The 19,278-nt window shown below is 68.1% G+C and carries 17 protein-coding genes and 1 riboswitch; of the genes, 5 read left to right on the top strand and 12 right to left on the bottom strand.

The features are described from left to right. Window positions 1-13 precede the first annotated feature (13 nt). The 6 genes from AB0I23_RS09750 to ctaE all read right to left on the bottom strand — a co-directional run bounded on the left by AB0I23_RS09750 (window position 14) and on the right by ctaE (window position 7,138). Complete coding sequence (locus AB0I23_RS09750) at window positions 14-1,390, bottom strand: aminotransferase class V-fold PLP-dependent enzyme (RefSeq protein ID WP_359108515.1); 1,377 nt, start codon at window positions 1,388-1,390, stop codon at window positions 14-16. 169 nt (window positions 1,391-1,559) lie between these two features. Then, window positions 1,560-1,677, bottom strand: a riboswitch (SAM riboswitch). 84 nt (window positions 1,678-1,761) lie between these two features. After that, complete coding sequence (gene trpD / locus AB0I23_RS09745) at window positions 1,762-2,826, bottom strand: anthranilate phosphoribosyltransferase (RefSeq protein ID WP_359108513.1); 1,065 nt, start codon at window positions 2,824-2,826, stop codon at window positions 1,762-1,764. 124 nt (window positions 2,827-2,950) lie between these two features. After that, entirely contained in the window at window positions 2,951-4,600 is a 1,650-nt protein-coding gene (gene qcrB / locus AB0I23_RS09740; RefSeq protein WP_359108511.1) for a cytochrome bc1 complex cytochrome b subunit, read from the bottom strand. Further along, entirely contained in the window at window positions 4,597-5,649 is a 1,053-nt protein-coding gene (gene qcrA / locus AB0I23_RS09735) for a cytochrome bc1 complex Rieske iron-sulfur subunit (protein WP_359108509.1), read from the bottom strand. The genes qcrB and qcrA overlap by 4 nt, the downstream gene beginning before the upstream one ends. Beyond that, window positions 5,646-6,455: a cytochrome bc1 complex diheme cytochrome c subunit gene (gene qcrC / locus AB0I23_RS09730; RefSeq protein WP_359108507.1), complete on the bottom strand. Its 810-nt coding sequence runs from the start codon at window positions 6,453-6,455 to the stop codon at window positions 5,646-5,648. The genes qcrA and qcrC overlap by 4 nt, the downstream gene beginning before the upstream one ends. 62 nt (window positions 6,456-6,517) lie before the next feature. Continuing rightward, window positions 6,518-7,138, bottom strand: coding sequence for an aa3-type cytochrome oxidase subunit III (gene ctaE / locus AB0I23_RS09725; RefSeq protein WP_037694033.1), 621 nt, complete (start codon window positions 7,136-7,138; stop codon window positions 6,518-6,520). A gap of 187 nt (window positions 7,139-7,325) precedes the next feature. Here ctaE and AB0I23_RS09720 point away from each other — a divergent pair, with 187 nt between their 5' ends. Continuing rightward, window positions 7,326-7,727, top strand: coding sequence for a hypothetical protein (locus AB0I23_RS09720; protein ID WP_359108505.1), 402 nt, complete (start codon window positions 7,326-7,328; stop codon window positions 7,725-7,727). A 78-nt stretch (window positions 7,728-7,805) separates the two neighbouring features. Here AB0I23_RS09720 and AB0I23_RS09715 read toward each other — a convergent pair whose 3' ends face one another. The 4 genes from AB0I23_RS09715 to ctaC all read right to left on the bottom strand — a co-directional run bounded on the left by AB0I23_RS09715 (window position 7,806) and on the right by ctaC (window position 12,280). Beyond that, window positions 7,806-9,062, bottom strand: a complete 1,257-nt coding sequence (locus AB0I23_RS09715; protein WP_359108503.1) for a L,D-transpeptidase — start codon at window positions 9,060-9,062, stop codon at window positions 7,806-7,808. 127 nt (window positions 9,063-9,189) lie between these two features. Then, on the bottom strand, window positions 9,190-9,588 hold the full coding sequence (locus AB0I23_RS09710) for a cytochrome c oxidase subunit 4 (protein ID WP_359108500.1): 399 nt from the start codon (window positions 9,586-9,588) through the stop codon (window positions 9,190-9,192). Continuing rightward, the gene (ctaD, locus tag AB0I23_RS09705; protein ID WP_359108498.1) at window positions 9,585-11,321 is read right to left on the bottom strand and encodes an aa3-type cytochrome oxidase subunit I; all 1,737 of its coding nucleotides are present in this window, start codon (window positions 11,319-11,321) and stop codon (window positions 9,585-9,587) included. Before ctaD ends, AB0I23_RS09710 begins: the two co-directional genes overlap by 4 nt. Next, complete coding sequence (gene ctaC / locus AB0I23_RS09700) at window positions 11,318-12,280, bottom strand: aa3-type cytochrome oxidase subunit II (RefSeq protein ID WP_359108497.1); 963 nt, start codon at window positions 12,278-12,280, stop codon at window positions 11,318-11,320. Before ctaC ends, ctaD begins: the two co-directional genes overlap by 4 nt. 269 nt (window positions 12,281-12,549) lie before the next feature. Here ctaC and AB0I23_RS09695 point away from each other — a divergent pair, with 269 nt between their 5' ends. Continuing rightward, on the top strand, window positions 12,550-13,932 hold the full coding sequence (locus AB0I23_RS09695; protein WP_359108495.1) for a cysteine desulfurase/sulfurtransferase TusA family protein: 1,383 nt from the start codon (window positions 12,550-12,552) through the stop codon (window positions 13,930-13,932). Between the two features lie 213 nt (window positions 13,933-14,145). On the opposite strand, the gene AB0I23_RS09690 is transcribed toward AB0I23_RS09695, so the two are convergent. Then, on the bottom strand, window positions 14,146-15,120 hold the full coding sequence (locus AB0I23_RS09690) for a carbohydrate kinase family protein (protein ID WP_359108493.1): 975 nt from the start codon (window positions 15,118-15,120) through the stop codon (window positions 14,146-14,148). 159 nt (window positions 15,121-15,279) lie between these two features. Between AB0I23_RS09690 and AB0I23_RS09685 the strand changes: the two genes are divergently transcribed. Both AB0I23_RS09685 and AB0I23_RS09680 read left to right on the top strand, forming a co-directional pair. Further along, entirely contained in the window at window positions 15,280-15,477 is a 198-nt protein-coding gene (locus AB0I23_RS09685) for a hypothetical protein (RefSeq protein WP_359108491.1), read from the top strand. A gap of 139 nt (window positions 15,478-15,616) precedes the next feature. Beyond that, window positions 15,617-17,065, top strand: coding sequence for a hypothetical protein (locus AB0I23_RS09680; protein ID WP_359108489.1), 1,449 nt, complete (start codon window positions 15,617-15,619; stop codon window positions 17,063-17,065). A 329-nt stretch (window positions 17,066-17,394) separates the two neighbouring features. Here the strand turns inward: AB0I23_RS09680 and AB0I23_RS09675 are convergent, their stop codons facing one another. Further along, complete coding sequence (locus tag AB0I23_RS09675; RefSeq protein ID WP_107018256.1) at window positions 17,395-17,751, bottom strand: HesB/IscA family protein; 357 nt, start codon at window positions 17,749-17,751, stop codon at window positions 17,395-17,397. 271 nt (window positions 17,752-18,022) lie between these two features. On the opposite strand from AB0I23_RS09675, the gene nadA reads away from it, so the two are divergent. Then, window positions 18,023-19,219, top strand: coding sequence for a quinolinate synthase NadA (gene nadA / locus AB0I23_RS09670; RefSeq protein ID WP_359108487.1), 1,197 nt, complete (start codon window positions 18,023-18,025; stop codon window positions 19,217-19,219). Window positions 19,220-19,278: the final 59 nt, after the last annotated feature.

Raw genomic sequence — 19,278 nt, 5'->3', positions numbered from 1 at the left:
TGTCACCTGCGCGTCAGACCTGCGCCGTGCCCCGGTCCGGGACACAGCGGCCGTCCTCGGTGCGGTACGTCCACCGGGCGCCCTTGCCCACCAGTTCCTTGACCGCGCGGACGAAACGCTCGATGTGCTCGTCCGGCGTACCGGCGCCGAAACTGACCCGGATCGCGTTGAGCGACCGCTCGCCCGGCTCGGCCTCCGGCTCACCGCACTCGCCCGGGTCCTGCGGGTCGCTGCCCAGCAGGGTGCGGACCAGCGGGTGGGCGCAGAACAGTCCGTCGCGCACCCCGATGCCGTACTCGGCGGAGAGCGCCGCGGCGAAGTGCGAGCTGTTCCAGCCCTCCACCACGAAGGAGATGACACCGACCCGCGGGGCGTCGTCACCGAACAGCGAGAGCACCTTGACCCGCGGGACCTCGGCGAGGCCTGCGCGGACCCGGGTGACGAGCTCCTGCTCGCGGGCGACGAGCCCGTCGAAGCCGGCCTCGGTGAGCGCCTTGCAGGCGGAGGCGATCGAGTAGACGCCGATGACGTTGGGCGAACCGGCCTCGTGGCGGGCGGCGGTCGAGTGCCACTCCACGTCCACGCCGCCGTCGGTGCGCCGGGCGACCTTCCGTGAGGCGCCGCCACCGGCGAGGTACGGCTCGGCGTCCTGCAGCCAGTCGGCGCGGCCCGCGAGGACCCCGGAGCCGAACGGCGCGTACAGCTTGTGTCCGGAGAAGGCGACCCAGTCGACGTCGAGCTCGTCGATGTCCACCGGGTGGTGCGGGGCGAGCTGTGCGGCGTCGAGCACGATCCGGGCGCCGTGCGCGTGGGCGGCGGCGGCCAGCTCCTTCACCGGCCACAGCTCACCGGTGACGTTGGAGGCGCCGGTGACGCAGACCAGCGCCGGACCGTAGGGGTCGCGGTCGGTGAGTGCCCGCTCCAGCGTCTCGACGGCCTGGGCCGGGGTGCGCGGGGCGTTGAGGTAGGTGACGCGGGCGTCGCGCCAGGGCAGCAACGAGGCGTGGTGCTCGGTTTCGTACACGAAGACCTGGCAGTCGGCGGGGATCACCGCGGCGAGCAGGTTCAGCGAGTCCGTCGTCGACCGGGTGAAGACCACCTGGTCGTCGGCGCGGCAGCCGAGGAACTCCGCCACGGTCTTCCGGCTGCTCTCGAAGAGGTCCGTGGAGAGCTGCGAGAGGTAACCGGCGCCGCGGTGGACGCTGCCGTAGTACGGGGCGTACGCGGCGACGTCGTCCCACACGCGCTGCAGGGCCGGGGCACTGGCCGCGTAGTCGAGAGCGGCGTACGTGACGTCACCGCCAGTCACCAGAGGAACGGTCACATCCCGGCCCAGAACGGGCAGCGGGGTACAAATGGACTGGTCGGTGGCAGCGGTGAAGACAGACATGGCGAACTCCCGTAACAGGCAGGCGAATTCACTGCGCCGACAGACACGGCAGCGCAGGAGGAAGAAAAGGTGTGCGGAGAAGGGCCTTGGGCCCTATCGCATTCGCTTGCTCACAAGAGGCTCCTTGAGGACCAGGACCCCAGGGATGTGACATTCAGAGATGTCGAGGGGTCCGCGCTTGCCGCAGACTTCGCTGCCTACGGCCTGGTCTTCACCCGGGGCACCCCGCCACGGACGGAGGGTTGCCGGACAGCGGGCCGGGGCCGTAGTCGCTGTCACTCATGACCTGACCAGCATCCTGCCATACGTGGGCCGACGTGCAAGGCGCAGTCCAAGATCTGGACTGCGCCCTGTGCCACATTTCCTTACGGTCAGGTGTTGCTGACCGCCACCCAGCGCTCCAGCGCCGCCCGGGCCGCACCCGAGTCGATGGACTCGGCGGCCTTCGCCATTCCGGCGGCGAGCTGCTCGTTCAGCGTGCCCTCGCCCGGGTCCAGCGCCACCAGCGCCGCCGCCGAGTTGAGCAGCACCGCATCGCGTACCGGACCGGTCTCGCCGGCCAGCAGCCGGCGGGCCACATCGGCGTTGTACGACGCGTCGGCGCCGCGCAGTGCCTCGACGGGGACCAGCTGCAGACCGACGTCGCGCGGGTCGAACGCCTCCTCGCGCACCTCGCCGTCGCGGACCACCCAGACCCGGGAGGTCGCCATGGTCGTCAGCTCGTCCAGACCGTCGTCGCCGCGGAAGACGAGCGCGGAGTTGCCGCGCGCCGCGAGCACGCCCGCGACGATGGGAGCCATCTTCGGATCGGCGACACCGATGGCCTGGGAGCGCACCCGCGCCGGGTTGGTGAGCGGCCCGAGGATGTTGAACGTGGTCTGCGTGCCGAGCTCCTTGCGGGCCTTCGCGGCATGGCGCAGGGCGGGGTGGAACTTCACCGCGAAGCAGAAGGTGATGCCGGCTTCCTCCGCCACCTCGACGACACGCTGCGGGGTCAGCTCCAGGTTGACGCCGAGCTTCTCCAGGACGTCGGAGGCTCCGCTGGCCGAGGAGGAGGCCCGGTTGCCGTGCTTGACGACCTTGGCGCCCGTGCCCGCGACGACGATCGCGGACATCGTGGAGATGTTGACCGTCTTGGCGAGGTCGCCGCCGGTGCCGACGATGTCGACCGTGCGGCCCGGCACGTGGATCGTGGTGGCGTGCTCGTACATCGCGCGGACGAGTCCGGTGACCTCGTCGACGGTCTCGCCCTTGGCCCGCAGGGCGACGGCGAAACCGGCGATCTGCACGTCGGTCGCCTCGCCGCTCATGATGCTGTCCATCGCCCACGCGGTGTCGTCGGCGGTCAGGTCCTCGCCACGCAGCAGCGGGGTCAGCACGCCCGGCCAGGAACGAGCCGCCACGCTGTCGCCGCCGACCGGGGTCACAACGTTCATGGTCCGCTCCTGGGGTCCACAGCCGATAAAGGGGATGCACCCCACCCTATCGAGCGCCACGGACAGCGAAGAGCCCCGTCCATCGAATGGACGGGGCTCCTGCTGTGGCGATCAGTTCAGGTGATCAGTGGTGGCCGTGGCCGCTGGTGATCTCCTTGTACTCCTCGACAGTGGGCTTCTCGATCTGGTTGTGCTCGCCGAAGTAGCCCTTGCTGAGCTTGGCCCGCAGCTTCTGCATCGCGGGCACCTTGCGCTCGACACCGTTCTCGTCGACCGTCGGGCCGATCTCGACCGGCTTGTACTGCTCGTGCGCGGTGAGCGTGTGCAGCTGCTCGGGGCCGAGCGGCTCGTGGATCTCGACGAACTCACCGTGCGGCAGGCGCTTGATGATGCCGGACTCGCGTCCGTGCAGCACCTTCTCCTTGTCCCGGCGCTGAAGGCCGAGGCAGATCCGCTTCGTCACGATGAACGCGACGACCGGCCCCACGAAGATGAAGATCCGGATGAACCACGAGATGGCGTTCAGCGAGAGGTGGAAGTGCGTGGCCCAGAGGTCGTTGCCACCGCCGATGAAGACGATGATGTACTCGGTGATCCAGGCGACGCCGAAGGCCGTCCGGGTCGGGGCGTTGCGCGGGCGGTCCAGGATGTGGTGCTCGCGCTTGTCCCCGGTGACCCAGGACTCGACGAACGGGTAGACCGCGATGATCGCGAGCACCAGTCCGAAGAGCATCATCGGGATGAACACACCCAGGACGAGCGTGTGACCCCAGAGGTTGATCTCCCAGCCCGGCATCACTCGGATCAGACCCTCGGCGAAGCCCATGTACCAGTCGGGCTGGGCGCCGGTGGACACCTGGTCCGGGCGGTACGGGCCGATCGCCCAGATCGGGTTGATCGAGGCGATGCCCGCGATGACGGCGATGACACCGAAGACCAGGAAGAAGAAGCCTCCGGCCTTCGCCATGTACACCGGCAGCAGCGGCATGCCGACGACGTTCTTGTTCGTCCGGCCGGGACCCGCGAACTGCGTGTGCTTGTGGTAGAAGACCAGGATCAGGTGCGCCACCAGCAGGCCGAGCATGATGCCCGGCAGCAGCAGGATGTGGATCGAGTAGAACCGGGCGACGAAGTCGTGACCGGGGAACTCTCCGCCGAACAGGAACATCGACATGTACGTGCCGACGATCGGCATCGACAGGATCGCGCCCTGGGTGAAGCGGACACCCGTTCCGGAGAGCAGGTCGTCCGGGAGCGAGTAGCCGGTGAAGCCGGTGAACATACCCAGCACGAACAGCAGGAAGCCGAAGAGCCAGTTGATCTCACGCGGCTTGCGGAACGCACCCGTGAAGAAGACGCGCATCATGTGCACGAACATGCCGGCCAGGAAGATCAGCGCGGCCCAGTGGTGGATCTGGCGGACCAGCAGACCACCGCGGACATCGAAGCTGATGTCCAGCGTCGAGGCGTAGGCCTCGGACATCCGGATGCCCTGCATCGGCTCGTACGAGCCGTGGTACACGACTTCGTTCATGCTCGGGTGGAAGAACAGCGTCAGATACACACCCGTGAGGATGATGATGATGAAGCTGTAGAGGGCGATCTCACCGAGCATGAAGGACCAGTGGTCCGGGAAGATCTTGCGCATGTTGGCCTTGGCCAGGGAGTAGATCCCGAGCCGGCCGTCCGCCCAGTCGGCCACCCGCTCACCGGCGGGCGCCTTGCGATTGCCCGGTGCGGCAGCACCAGGCGTGTTCATGGTCGGAGTACTCATCCGCGCTCCCAGAAGGCAGGACCGACGGGCTCTTCGAAGTCACCGAGCGCTTCGAGGTTGCCCTCGGCGTTCACGCCGATCCGCAGCTGCGGAAGGGCGTGTCCGGCCGGACCGAAGATGACGCGCGCGCCGTCGGAGAGGTCGAAGGTGGACTGGTGGCACGGGCAGAGCACGTGGTGTGTCTGCTGCTCGTACAGGCTGATCGGGCAGCCGACGTGGGTGCAGATCTTCGAGAAGGCCACGATGCCCTCGTGGGCCCACTCGCGCTCGCGCTTGTCCTTGATGTTCTCCGGCTGGATACGGATGATCATCAGCGCGGCCTTGGCCATCTGGTTCTGGAAGTCCTCCGCGTCCTCATGCAGGCCCTCGGGCATGGCGAAAGTCAGCGAACCGACGGCGACGTCCTCGGGACGCAGCGGCAGCATCGTGTTCATGTTGATGAGCTGCTTGCCCTTGGCCCACAGGGTGTGGCGAAGCTTCTTCTCCGGCAGCGGACCGAGGTCGCGCAGCAGCATCACACCGGAGAGCGGCACCAGGGCCAGCGCACCGAACATGGTGTTGCGGATCAGCTTGCGCCGGCCGAGCGCGGACTCCTCGGCGCCGGCCGCGAAGTCGGCGAGAACCTTCGCCTTGACCTCGGGCTCGGCCGCGATGGCGTGGCGGTCGTCGGCCACCTCCACGTCGGACATCAGCGTGCGCGCCCAGTGGACGGCGCCCGCTCCGATCGTGAAGAGGGCCACGCCCAGGGTCAGACCCAGCGAGAAGTTGAGCGCGCTCACGTGACCGAACGGCCAGATGTACACGATCTCGTCGACCGGGAAGATGACGTACGAGGCGATGAAGCCCACCGTCGCCACCATGGACAGCAGGAACAGGAGCGCGACCGTGCGCTCCGACCGCTTCGCGGCCCGTTCGTCGATGTCCTGGATGCGCGGCCTGTGGGCCGGCAGCCCCGGGTCTGCGAACGGGTCGTCCGCGACCTCTACCGCGGTGTGCACGGTGCCCTGCTCAGCAGGCAGGTTCTCTTCTGGAATCTCTTGGCTACTCATGACTTCTTGGCCTTAGCGGTGTGGGCCGCGACCCAAACGGCAACTGCGATCAGGGCGCCGAGACCGAAGATCCAGGCGAACAGACCCTCGCTGACCGGACCGAGCCCGCCCAGCTTGAGGCCACCAGGGGTCTCGGACTCGGCGCTGTTCACGGTCTTGATGTACGCGATGATGTCCCGCTTCTGCTGCGAGGGCATCGTCGTGTCAGGGAACGACGGCATGCTCTGCGGGCCGGTCTGCATGGCCTCGTACACGTGCTTCGGGTCCACGTCCTCAAGGCTGGGCGCGTACTTGCCCTTCGACAGCGCACCGCCCTGGCCGGTGAAGTTGTGGCACTGCGCGCAGTTGGTACGGAACAGATCGCCACCCTTGGCGATGTCCGCACCGTCAGGGCTGACCTGGTCCTTGGTCGGCACGATCGGGCCGGCGCCGAGCGACGCGACGTACGCCGCGAGCTGGTCGATCTGGGCCTGGGTGTAGATGACCTTCTTCTTCGGTACCTGGGCACCCGGCTGCTGCGCCGGCATACGGCCGGTGCCGACCTGGAAGTCGACGGCGGCGGAGCCCACGCCGACCAGGCTCGGCCCGTCGGTGGTGCCCTGACCGCCGGTTCCGTGGCAGCTGGCGCAACCGACGGAGTACAGCTTCTTGCCCTCATCAATGGCGAGGGACTGGGCGGTGTCGTCGGCCTGCGCCTTACTCGCGGGCGCAAACGCGGCGTACAGCCCCCCAGTGGCCGCCAGCGCGAGGAGTAGGACGACGACCGCCGCCAACGGATGGCGTCGTCGTGCGGAGAGCTTTTTCACGGATTACCCCGGTGTCAGGATCTTCTGCGTCGATGCTGGATGTGGTTCGGGTTCGAGCCCGGTTACTTGATCATGTAGATCGTGGCGAAGAGGCCGATCCACACGACATCGACGAAGTGCCAGTAATAGGACACGACGATGGCGGCGGTCGCCTGTTCGTGGGTGAACCTCTTGGCTGCGTATGTCCTGCCCAGAACGAGCAGGAAGGCGATGAGACCGCCTGTCACATGCAGACCGTGGAAGCCGGTGGTCAGGTAGAACACCGAGCCGTACGGATCGGAGGACAGCGAGAGGCCGTCCTTCTTCACCAGCTCGGTGTACTCCAGGACCTGGCCGCCGATGAAGATCGCACCCATCACGAAAGTGATCACGAACCAGGCACGGAGCTTCTTCACATCGCCCCGCTCCGCGGCGAAGACGCCGAGCTGGCAGGTGAGGGAAGAGAGCACCAGGATCGTGGTGTTCGTCGCCGAGAACGGGAAGTTCAGGGCCGAAGCCATTTCCTTCCAGTGGTCGGGTCCCATCACCGATCGCAGGGTGAAGTACATCGCGAAGAGGGCCGCGAAGAACATCAGCTCGGAACTCAACCAGATGATGGTTCCGACGCTGGTGAGGTTCGGTCGACTGACCGACGGGTGCGCGTGCCCGGTTTCTACTGTCGTTGCTGTCGCCACGACCGACATTATGTCGGTCGCTTATCCCGCCCTCACTCCGGGGGGTGCCGTTCGGTGTGTCAGCAGGGTGTGTCCTCCCCGAACGGCCCATCGAATCGGCGTCATTACCGGTACTGACAGGCTGTCCGTCGGAGTACGATCCGCGCATCGGTTCATGCCCCGAGAGCCCCGAAGACACAGATGTCACGGAGGAACAATGCAGCCGACCGCCACGGTCCTGGTCTACAGCGACGACGCCAACACCCGTGAGCAGGTGAGGCTGGCCGCCGGTCGCAGGCCTGCGGCGGACGTGCCACCGCTGGAGTTCGTGGAGTGCGCCACCCTGCCCGCCGTCCTGACCGCTCTGGAGAACGGCGGCATCGACGTGTGCGTGCTGGACGGCGAGACGGCCCCGGCGGGCGGCATGGGCGTCTGCCGGCAGATCAAGGACGAGGTCTTCCACTGCCCGCCGGTGCTGCTGCTGATCGGGCGCCCGCAGGACGCCTGGCTGGCCACCTGGAGCCGTGCGGACGCCGCGGTGACCCTTCCGGTCGAGCCGGTCGAGTTCGCTGACACTCTGGTCGCTCTGCTGCGCAACAGGCTCTGCGCGGACGCCTGACCGCCCCGGGAGCCGCCGCGGTCGCAACCGCGGTTCGTCATGTCCCTCCGAGGGGCAGCGCACTCCCCCCGGGGCCGGTCAGACCTCGGGGCGCAGGCGCGCCGCCTGGATCGTGTCCGAGCGGTCCGGCGTGGTGTCGTTCTGCAGGGCGCTGCCCTTCTGCCATTTGGCCCAGGAGAGGTTCCAGTCGCCGTAGCCGTTGTCGAACGGCGTCATCGTCGCACCCTGGCTGCCGACGACCTTGACGATGTCACCCTCGCGCACGGTGTTGAAGAACCACGCGGCCTCGCTGGTGCTCATGCCCGTGCAGCCGTGGCTGACGTTCGCGAGCCCCTGCGAGCCGACGGACCAGGGGGCCGCGTGCACGTACTCGCCGCTCCAGGTGACGCGGGTCGCGTAGTAGACCTGAAGGTCGTACGAGTCGGATGAGCCTTCTGCGATGCCGATCGTCTCCCCGCGCATGCGCACGGAGTACTCCTTGCTCAGCACGACCTTGACGCCGTTGCGGGTGTCGAAGCCGGGCCTGCCGGTGGTCACCGGAATGGTCTTGATCACTTGTCCGTTGCGCTTGACCGACATGGTGTGCGCGGAGGCGTCGGTGATGGCCTCTATGCGGTCGCCGGTGGTGATCTTCAGCGCTTTCGCGGGAGCCCCGTACAGCGCCTTGGTGACCTTGATGCCCGCCATGGTGCTGGTGGCCTCGATGGTGGCCCTGGCGGGCCAGTACTCCTGCGGGCGGTAGTGCAGGGTCTTGTCGTCGACCCAGTACCAGGAGCCCGGCACGGAGGGCGTGGACCGGACCTTCAGGGAGCGTTCCACGGTGGCCCTGGCGGCCTTGTCCTTGACCGGAGCGCTGAGTACCGCCGTAATGGGCTGTCCGACGCCGTAGGTGCCTGCCTGCGGACCGAAGGCGACCTTCAGGAACTTCTTTGCCGGGGCCGTCTCGAAAGCGAGCGTACGGGCGCCCGGGGCGCCGTCGTCGTCCTCGACGCTGACCCTGACGGTGTACCGGGTGCCCGCGGCAAGCGGGACGGTGGAGTGCCAGCGGCTCCCGTCGGCGGCGAGTTCACCCGCGAGATGGTGTCCGGCCGTGTCCACGGCCGTCACGTCCGTGATCCGGCCGTCGTCACCCGTGACGGTGACTTCGAGGGGCTTGTCGGGATCGGCCTTCTTGTCGTCCTTCGGGGTGTTGAAGGAGATCTCGTCCGCCGCGTCGTACGGCTTCGCGGACAGCGGATGGCCATCGGGCCCACCACAGGCGGTCGCCCCTGCAACCAGGGTCACGACCACCAGTGTGCAGCTCGCTACGGGTCGGAAGCGCGGCGTGAGGTTCATGAACCCACGCTAAGAAGATTCATCAGTTTCAGCGCGCCGGATGACTGCAAACGGGGGGCCCGCGCTTCTCGTGGAAGAGAAGTACGGGCCCCCCGTCAGGTGGAGCGGTGTCACCGATGGAGCGGTGTCACTGGGTGCGGTTCTCACCGTGGTAGTACTCGAAGACCCAGCCGAACAGGCCGATCATGATGACCGGGACCGAGAAGTAGAGCAGCCACCATCCGAAGACGACTCCCAGGAAGGCGAGGGAGCCACCGATGGCCAGTGAGAGCGGCTGCCAGCTGTGCGGGGAGAAGAACCCCACCTCGCCGGCCTCGTCCGCGACATCGGCTTCCTTGTTGTCCTGAGCCAGTGCGTCGACGCGCTGCGCCGTGAAGGCCAGGTAGAAGCCGATCATGACGCTCAGGCCGAAGCCCAGGACGAGCGCGGTGGTACCGGCCGGCTCCTTCGACCACACGCCATAGGTGATTGCCATGGCGAGGAAGAAGATGCTCAGCCAGAGGAACATCTTGCCCTGGATCTTCACTTGCCGGCCTCCTTGCCACCAGCGAGGGCCTTGTCACCCTCGGAGTGGTGCTCCAGCTGTTCGAGCGCCGAGATCTCCGGGTGGTGCAGGTCGAACGCCGGGGATTCGGAGCGGATCCGCGGCAGGGTGAGGAAGTTGTGCCGCGGCGGCGGGCAGGAGGTCGCCCATTCCAGCGAACGGCCGTAGCCCCACGGGTCGTCGACCTCGACCTTCTTGCCGTACTTGGCGGTCTTCCACACGTTGTAGAAGAACGGCAGCATCGACAGTCCGAGGAGGAACGAGGAGATCGTCGAGATCGTGTTCAGCAGGGTGAAGCCGTCGGCGTCGAGGTAGTCCGCGTAACGACGCGGCATGCCCTCGACGCCGAGCCAGTGCTGCACCAGGAACGTGCCGTGGAAGCCCACGAACAGCGTCCAGAACGTGATCTTTCCGAGCCGCTCGTCCAGCATCTTGCCGGTGAACTTCGGCCACCAGAAGTGGAAGCCGGAGAACATCGCGAAGACCACGGTGCCGAAGATGACGTAGTGGAAGTGCGCGACGACGAAGTACGAGTCCGAGACATGGAAGTCCAACGGCGGCGAGGCCAGGATGACGCCGGTCAGACCACCGAAGGTGAAGGTGATCAGGAAGCCGACGGCCCAGAGCATCGGTGTCTCGAAGGACAGCGAGCCCTTCCACATCGTGCCGATCCAGTTGAAGAACTTCACCCCGGTCGGTACCGCGATGAGGAACGTCATGAACGAGAAGAACGGCAACAGCACACCGCCGGTGACGTACATGTGGTGCGCCCACACGGTCACGGACAGGCCCGCGATGGCGATCGTGGCGCTGATCAGGCCGATGTAGCCGAACATCGGCTTCCGGCTGAACACCGGAATCACTTCGGAAATGATTCCGAAGAACGGCAGGGCGATGATGTACACCTCTGGATGGCCGAAGAACCAGAAGAGGTGTTGCCAGAGCAGCGCGCCGCCATTGGCCGCGTCGAATACATGCGCACCGAACTTGCGGTCCGCCTCCAGCGCGAAGAGCGCGGCGGCGAGCACCGGGAACGCCAGCAGGACCAGCACACCGGTCAGCAGGACGTTCCACACGAAGATCGGCATCCGGAACATCGTCATGCCGGGTGCACGCATGCAGATGATCGTGGTGATGAAGTTGACCGATCCGAGGATCGTGCCGAATCCGGAGAAGGCCAGACCCATGATCCACATATCGGCGCCGACACCCGGCGAACGGACGGCGTCCGAGAGCGGGGAGTAGGCGAACCAGCCGAAGTCCGCCGCACCCTGCGGGGTGAGGAAGCCGGCCACCGCGATGATCGACCCGAAGAGGTACAGCCAGTACGCGAACATGTTCAGCCGGGGGAACGCCACGTCGGGCGCGCCGATCTGCAACGGCATGATCCAGTTCGCGAACCCGGCGAACAGCGGCGTCGCGAACATCAGCAGCATGATCGTGCCGTGCATCGTGAACGCCTGGTTGAACTGCTCGTTCGACATGATCTGCGTGCCGGGACGGGCCAGCTCGGCGCGCATGAAGAGCGCCAGCAGGCCGCCGATGCAGAAGAACGCGAACGACGTGACCAGGTACATCGTGCCGATCGTCTTGTGGTCAGTGGTGGTCAACCACTTGACGACGACGTTTCCCGGCTGCTTCAGCCGGGCCGGCAGCTCGTCCTCGTACGAGTCGTCTGCTGCCGCGGCACCCTGAGGTTCGTTGAGGATGCTCACAGTTTGTTCGTCTCCGCATTCCTGGCCGGGTCCGTCTGCTCGATACCGGCCGGCACGTAGCCCGTCTGGCCCTTCTTGGCCAGCTCCTTGAGGTGCGCCTGGTAGCGCTCCGGGGAGACGACCTTGACGTTGAAGAGCATCCGGGAGTGGTCGACGCCGCAGAGCTCGGCGCACTTGCCCTTGAAGGTGCCCTCCTGGCTGGGAGTCACCTCGAAGGAGTTGGTGTGGCCCGGAATGACGTCCTGCTTCATGAGGAACGGCACCACCCAGAAGGAGTGGATGACGTCACGCGAAGTCAGAACGAAGCGGACCTTCTCGCCCTTCGGCAGCCACAGGGTCGGACCCGGGTCGCCGTTCTGCGGGTTCCGGGTGCCCGGGATGCCGACGTCGTAGACGCCTTCCGCACCCTGGGGGAAGTCCTCCCGGAGCCGGTCGGGGATGGCGTCGAGCTCCTTGGGGATCTTTTTGCCCGTGGCGGTCGAGCCGTCCACGTTCTCGATGTAGTTGAAGCCCCAGCTCCACTGGAAGCCGACCACGTTGATGGTGTGGGCGGGCTTCGGGGAGAGCGAGAGGATCTTCGATTCATCGCGCGCGGTGAAGTAGAACAACACCGAGACGATGATGAGAGGGACCACCGTGTACAGCGCCTCGATGGGCATGTTGTACCGGGTCTGCGTAGGTACCTCCACCTTGGTGCGGCTGCGCCGGTGGAAGATGACACTCCACAGGATCAGGCCCCAGACCAGCACACCCGTGGCGAGCGCTGCCGCCCACGAGCCCTGCCAGAGGGAAAGGATCCGTGGTGCCTCTTCCGTTACCGGCGTGGGCATACCAAGGCGAGGAAAGTCCTTGTATGTGCAACCGGTGGCGGTCGCCAGGATCAGGGCCGCAGTCAGCACCTGCGGCAGCTTCCGCCGCATCGGGCGCCGCGACGAGCGGTCGGAGCCGTTGGGACTCACGTAGCGCCTTCCCGAGAGTCTCGCCCGCGCGTTCGGCGCGGCCGTCTGTCTGGTCGGTCGCCGCCCTGACGCGGGCAGGGGTTTGGATGTTTATGCGGACCAAACCCTACTGGACGCTATTTGAGGCCGCGCGGGGAGGGTGCCCAACGCGCCGCCCGACTCCCCGAAGGGGTGGAATCCGGGCCTCCGGCCGCCATCTGACGGGCCCTCTCCTGGCTGCGCGAACGGCCCCTCCCGACGCGACGGCGGTCGCGAGCTAGCGTGGACATGTGCCCTACTTCGATGCCGCATCCTCCGCACCCCTGCACCCCGTGGCCCGCCAGGCGCTGCTTGCCGCACTGGACGAGGGCTGGGCCGACCCGGCCCGCCTCTACCGGGAGGGACGGCGGGCCCGGCTGCTGCTGGACGCGGCCCGGGAAGCCGCCGCAGAGGCGGTGGGGTGCCGCCCGGACGAGCTGACCTTCACCTCGTCGGGGACCCGGGCGGTGCACTCGGGGATTTCCGGCGCTCTCGCCGGGCGTCGGCGCGTCGGCCGCCATCTGGTGGTCTCGGCGGTCGAACACTCGTCGGTGCTCCATTCGGCCGCCGCCCACGAGGCGCAGGGCGGGACATGCGCCGAGGTGCCGGTGGACCGGGCGGGGGCGGTGAGCGCGACGGCGTACGGGGAGGCCCTGCGCGAGGACACCGCGCTGGCCTGCCTGCAGTCCGCCAACCACGAGGTCGGCACGGAGCAGCCGGTGGCCGAGGTCGCGGAGGTCTGCCGGGCGGCGGGCGTACCGCTGCTGGTGGACGCCGCGCAGTCGCTGGGCTGGGGTCCGGTACCGAGCGGCTGGTCGCTGCTGGCGGCCAGTGCCCACAAATGGGGCGGGCCCTCGGGGGTGGGGCTGCTCGCCGTACGCAAGGGGGTCCGGTTCGCACCCCAAGGCGCGGCGGACGAACGGGAGTCGGGGCGGTCCGCCGGGTTCGAGAACATCCCGGCCGTCGTGGCGGCGGCGGCGTCGCTGCGAGCGGTCCGGGCCGAGGCGGCGGCGGAGTCCGTGCGGCTGCGGGCGCTGGTGGACCGGATTCGAGCCACGGCGGGCTCGGCCGTGCCCGATGTGGAGGTGGTCGGCGATCCGGTGCGGCGGCTGCCGCATCTGGTGACCTTCTCCTGTCTCTATGTCGACGGAGAGGCACTCCTCCACGAACTGGACCAGGAGGGATTTTCCGTATCGTCCGGTTCATCCTGCACCAGCAGCACGCTCACGCCGAGCCATGTACTGAAGGCGATGGGAGTGCTGTCGGAGGGGAACGTCCGGGTGTCCCTGCCGACCGGCACCACGGAGGAGGACGTCGACCGCTTCCTCCAGGTGCTGCCGGGAGTGGTGGCAGGGGTACGGAAGAGGCTGGGCGCGCCCGTCCCGCCCGCCCCCTCCCCCGCGACGACCGCGTCCCTGGTGGTCGACGCGCTGGGGAAGCGGTGCCCGATCCCGGTGATCGAACTCGCGAAGGTGATCGGAGAGGTGCCGGTGGGCGGGACGGTGACCGTGCTCTCCGACGACGAGGCCGCGCGGCTGGACATCCCGGCGTGGTGCGAGATGCGGGAGCAGGAGTACGCGGGTGAGGAGCCGGCGGACCAGGGCTCGGCCTATGTGGTCCGCCGGCTGTCCTAGTGCCGTGACCGGCAATGTTTGCCCCATGAGGAGCGTCGTCCGGTGCGTGCGATCGCAAGGCGGCCGGAAGTCCTTGGATGGGGCCTCCCCTGCTCGAACGAAGTTGAGAGCTTGGGGAAGGAGCTACCAGGGCTTTTGGCCAACGCGGCGAGCGGGCGTGCTGGGCGGCGCGACGGGGCAAAGCTTGCCGGGAGGGGCACTGGCGTTCCCGGATCAGTGCAGGTGGGTGCGGACCTCGGCGGCGGCGTCGTGGCCGTACGCCTTGGTGAAGCGGTCCATGAAGTGGGTGCGGCGCAGGGTGTACTCCTGGGTGCCGACCGTCTCGATGACCAGAGTGGCGAGCATACAGCCGACCTGCGCGGCACGCTCCAGGCTGACGCCCCAGGCGAGGCCGGAGAGGAAACCGGCGCGGAAGGCATCACCGACGCCGGTCGGGTCCGCCTTCGTCTCCTCCTCCGGGCAGCCGACCTCGATGGTCTCCTGACCGGTCTGCTCGATGCGGACGCCGCGGGCTCCGAGCGTGGTGACCCGGTGGCCGACCCTGGCGAGGATCTCCTCGTCGGTCCAGCCGGTCTTGGACTCGATGAGCCCCTTCTCGTACTCGTTGGAGAAGAGGTACGTGGCGCCGTCGAGGAGGATCCGGATCTCGTCGCCGTCCATCCGCGCGATCTGCTGCGAGAAGTCGGCGGCGAACGCGATGCCCCGGGAGCGGCACTCCTCGGTGTGGCGGAGCATCGCCTCGGGGTCGTCGGCGCCGATCGAGACGAGGTCGAGACCGCCGACGCGGTCGGCGACGGCCTTCAGCTCGATCAGCCGGGCCTCGCTCATCGCACCCGTGTAGAAGGAGCCGATCTGGTTGTGGTCGGCGTCCGTCGTGCAGACGAAACGGGCGGTGTGCAGGACCTCGGAGATCCGGACCGAGCCCGTGTCGACGCCGTGCCGGTCGAGCCAGGCGCGGTACTCGTCGAAGTCGGAGCCCGCGGCGCCGACCAGGATCGGGCCGGTACCGAGCAGGCCCATGCCGAAGCAGATGTTGGCGGCGACACCGCCCCGGCGCACATCGAGGTTGTCGACCAGGAAGGAGAGCGAGACCGTGTGCAGCTGATCGGCGACCAGCTGGTCGGCGAAACGGCCGGGGAAGGTCATGAGGTGATCGGTGGCGATGGAGCCGGTGACTGCGATGCGCACGGGAAGACTGCTCCTGCGGAGGTCGAGGGGAACGGGTGACCGCGCTCCCGGGACGGCGTGACAGTTCACGCTACCCGGTCGCCGCAACAGCCCCGAAGGGGAAAAACTACCCGATAGTAGGGCTTATATCCTGGGGCTTGCGGTGCCTACGGTGCGGACATGCCGAAGAACATCGCCCCGCGCGAGTCCGAGATCAGCCTGGCCGAGCTGCGCGGTGACTGCGCACGGATGGCTCCGCACTGGGTCGTACCCGCCAAGGCCGCCCCCACCGCTGTCGCACCGTCCCTGATTCATGGCGTCACCGTTCCGGACGCGTCCGCACGGCTGATCGACGCGATGTCCGACTACGGCGACTGACGGCCGTATCCGCTCGCTTCCGGCGCCCTCGGGGAACCGGGTGCTCCTCCGCTCCGTCCCACCGTTGTCCGCACTCGCGGGACAGGCGATGACCGTGCGACGGTCATGGTGACGGCAACGCAGTCGAAGGAGCGATCCGGTGAGCACCGAGCGACCCGACAACGACGTGACCGCCCCCCGGCGGCGGCGGTCGCCGCTGGCCGTGGCCTCGGTGGCGGCAGCGGTGCTGCTCGCCGGGGGCGGCGGCGCGTACTGGGCTGCCGCGGCCGGCGGCAGCGGCAGCCGGGCGGGCAGCAGCGACGGCACGCCTCCCCTGCTCGCGCTCGACGAGAGCGCGTCGAGCCCGACAGCACCCTCGGAGGGCATCGCCCCGGGCGAGCCCGACCCGAGCGGCGACGGCGTGGTCTACCGCGCGTCCGGCAAGCTGCCCGACGGCCCGGCCAAGGCCGCCGTCCACCGCGCGAAGGGCACCGTCTCGGCGGCGGAGGTGACCCGGCTGGCGAAGGCACTGGGCCTGGAGGGCACCGCGCAGGCCGAGGGCACGGTCTGGAAGGTGGGGTCCGACGGGGACGGTTCGGGTCCGGTCCTGCGGGTGAACAAGCAGGCTCCGGGCACCTGGACCTTCGCCCGCTTCGGCTCCGGCGGAACGGACAACTGCCGGAGCACGACGGTGTGCGCGAACAAGGACGTGACGCCGGGCGGCACGGGATCGCCGGTGAGCGAGAAGGCCGCCAAGGCCGCCGCCGCGCCCGTACTGAAGGCGGCGGGCCAGCACGATGCCGCCCTCGACGCGTCCCAACTCATGGGTTCGGTAAGGGTGGTGAACGCGAACCCGGTGGTGGGCGGGCTGCCCACGTACGGGTGGGCGACCGGGATCCAGGTGGACCCCGACGGTCACGTAGTCGGCGGCAGCGGGCAGTTGAAGGGACTGCAGAAGGGTGCCGAGTATCCGGTGATCAGCGCCGACGACGCACTGAAGCAGCTGAACCGGGCCGGCCGCGCGGACACGTCGCGGAGCCACGTCGGCGGGTGCGCCATCCCCGTACCCGTGGAGAAGGGCGAACCGAAGTCGCCGGGTGTCAGCTGCGGGACACGGACCGGCGCGGAGCGGGAGACGACGACCGTGACGGTCGACAAGGCGGTCTTCGGCCTTGCGATGCGGTACGTGGACGGCGAGCAGACGCTCGTACCGTCGTGGCTCTTCTCGGTGCGGCCGGCGGCGGGCGGGACGGGCAACACGGTGGCGCAGGTCGCGGTGGACCCGGACTCGCTGACGAAGCCTTCGAAGAGCCCGGGTTCGGATACGGGCACGGGGGACGCGTCCCGGTCCACGCACCAGATGACCTCGTACACCGCGGACGGCCGGACGCTGAAGGTGACGTTCTGGGGCGGAGTCTGCAGTACGTACGCGGCAAGCGCGACCGAGAACGCGGATGCGGTACGGGTGACGATCACCGAGTCGATCCCGGACCCGAAGAAGGTCTGCATCATGATCGCCAAGGAGCTGACGCGCACGGTGACGCTGGACGCGCCGCTGGGTGACCGGAAGGTGCTCGACGCTGCGGGCGGCACGGTGCCGCGCGGCTAGTGCCGTGACCGGCAATGTTTGCCCGGAAGGAGCGTCGTCCGGTGCGTGCGATCGCAAGGCGGCCGGAAGTCCTTGGATGGGGCCTCCCCTGCTCGAACGAAGTTGAGAGCTTGGGGAAGGAGCTACCAGGGCTTTTGGCCAACGCGGAAGGGGGTCCCCCCTGGCCCTTAAGGCCTTGGGGGAGGGCGTGCCGGGCGGTGCGACGGGGCAAAGCTTGCCGGGAGGGGCACTAGCGAGTGCTCGTGCACGACTGAAGGCGGTGGCCCCCGGAGTGAGTCCGGGGGCCACCGCCTTCTTCAGGCACTGCTGCCCGACACCGCCTTCGCGGTTCAGCTGAAGGAGTCGCCGCAGGCGCAGGAGCCCGTGGCGTTCGGGTTGTCGATCGTGAAGCCCTGCTTCTCGATGGTGTCGACGAAGTCGATGGAGGCGCCGCCCAGGTACGGAGCGCTCATCCGGTCGGTGACGACCTTGACGCCGCCGAAGTCCTTCACGACATCGCCGTCGAGCGAACGCTCGTCGAAGAAGAGCTGGTAGCGCAGGCCCGAGCAGCCGCCGGGCTGGACGGCGACGCGCAGCGCCAGGTCGTCACGGCCTTCCTGCTCCAGCAGGCCCTTGACCTTGGCTGCGGCGGCGTCGGACAGGAGGATGCCGTCGCTCACGGTGGTGGTCTCGTCCGATACGGACATCTGCTTCTCTCCCGGGTTGTTCGGACTGCTTGCCGACGTTGCAACCGTCGGGACCGCGGATTCATTCCGGGCCGAGCGCTTGCCTGTTCCTTTCATGCTCGCACACCGCCCCGGGCAGGGCGAGGAGGCCTCTCGCGACCCCCGAACCGCCTCCGACCACCTGCAGAGGGAATTCGTCACATGGACGCTATCGGCATCGTCAAAGTGACGTGAACCGGATATGATAGATAACGTCAATTAGACGAAAAGGCTTATCTGCAGAGAAGAAAGGGTGCGTGACGTGACCACGGCCCACCCCGTCCAGGACCTCGATGTCCAGCCGACGCCCCTCGCCCTGCTGCTGCTCGGCCGCGAGGCCGACCCGAAGAGTGAGCGCGGCGTCGAGTGCCCCGGCGATCTGCCCTCCCCGTCCGACCCGGACCTGGTGGAGCGCGCCCGCGCGGCGAAGGAGAAGCTCGGGGACAAGGTCTTCGTTCTCGGCCACCACTACCAGCGCGACGAGGTCATCCAGTTCGCGGACGTCACCGGCGACTCGTTCAAGCTCGCCCGGGACGCGGCCGCCCGGCCGGAAGCCGAGTACATCGTCTTCTGCGGCGTGCACTTCATGGCGGAGTCCGCGGACATCCTGACCACCGACGACCAGAAGGTCGTGCTGCCGGACCTGGCCGCGGGCTGCTCGATGGCCGACATGGCCACCGCCGAGCAGGTCGCCGAGTGCTGGGACGTACTGACCGAGGCCGGGGTCGCCGAGCAGGTCGTGCCCGTCTCATACATGAACTCCTCCGCCGACATCAAGGCCTTCACCGGCAGGCACGGCGGCACGATCTGCACCTCGTCCAATGCGAAGCGCGCCCTGGAGTGGGCCTTCGAGCAGGGCGAGAAGATCCTCTTCCTCCCCGACCAGCACCTGGGCCGGAACACCGCGGTCCGCGACATGGGGATGACGCTGGAGGACTGCGTCCTCTACAACCCGCACAAGCCGAACGGCGGCCTCACCGCCGAGGAGCTGCGGAACGCGAAGATGATCCTGTGGCGCGGGCACTGCTCGGTGCACGGGCGCTTCTCGGTGGACTCCGTCAACGATGTGCGTGAGCGCATTCCGGGCGTCAATGTGCTGGTGCACCCCGAGTGCAAGCACGAGGTCGTGGCCGCGGCGGACTACGTCGGCTCGACGGAGTACATCATCAAGGCCCTGGAGGCGGCCCCGGCCGGCTCGAAGTGGGCGATCGGCACCGAGCTGAACCTGGTGCGCCGCCTGGCCGACCGGTTCGCCGCGGAGGACAAGGAGGTCGTCTTCCTCGACAAGACGGTCTGTTTCTGCTCGACGATGAACCGGATCGACCTGCCGCACCTGGTGTGGACGCTGGAGTCGCTGGCCGAGGGGAACCTGGTCAACCGGATCGAGGTCGACCCCGAGACGGAGAAGTACGCGAAGCTGGCGCTGGAGCGGATGCTGGCGCTGCCGTAGGGGCAACAGGGTCTCCCCCCGGGCCTCCACCCCGGCCTCGGGCCTCCAGCGGGCGCTGG

The organism is Streptomyces atratus (assembly GCF_040655115.1).
In the GTDB taxonomy this organism is placed as follows: domain Bacteria; phylum Actinomycetota; class Actinomycetes; order Streptomycetales; family Streptomycetaceae; genus Streptomyces; species Streptomyces atratus_D.
Note: the sequence above shows the minus strand (reverse complement) of the source record. Positions and strands in the feature narration are given on the sequence as shown.

What these genes read in the sequence shown, in the direction of transcription:
- trpD (WP_359108513.1), bottom strand. Translation starts at nt 2,826, where the DNA reads ATGAACGTTGTGACCCCGGTCGGCGGCGACAGCGTGGCGGCTCGTTCC.
- ctaE (WP_037694033.1), bottom strand. Translation starts at nt 7,138, where the DNA reads ATGTCGGTCGTGGCGACAGCAACGACAGTAGAAACCGGGCACGCGCAC.
- AB0I23_RS09685 (WP_359108491.1), top strand. Translation starts at nt 15,280, where the DNA reads ATGCCGAAGAACATCGCCCCGCGCGAGTCCGAGATCAGCCTGGCCGAG.
- AB0I23_RS09750 (WP_359108515.1), bottom strand. Translation starts at nt 1,390, where the DNA reads ATGTCTGTCTTCACCGCTGCCACCGACCAGTCCATTTGTACCCCGCTG.
- AB0I23_RS09720 (WP_359108505.1), top strand. Translation starts at nt 7,326, where the DNA reads ATGCAGCCGACCGCCACGGTCCTGGTCTACAGCGACGACGCCAACACC.
- AB0I23_RS09715 (WP_359108503.1), bottom strand. Translation starts at nt 9,062, where the DNA reads ATGAACCTCACGCCGCGCTTCCGACCCGTAGCGAGCTGCACACTGGTG.
- qcrA (WP_359108509.1), bottom strand. Translation starts at nt 5,649, where the DNA reads ATGAGTAGCCAAGAGATTCCAGAAGAGAACCTGCCTGCTGAGCAGGGC.
- qcrB (WP_359108511.1), bottom strand. Translation starts at nt 4,600, where the DNA reads ATGAGTACTCCGACCATGAACACGCCTGGTGCTGCCGCACCGGGCAAT.
- AB0I23_RS09675 (WP_107018256.1), bottom strand. Translation starts at nt 17,751, where the DNA reads ATGTCCGTATCGGACGAGACCACCACCGTGAGCGACGGCATCCTCCTG.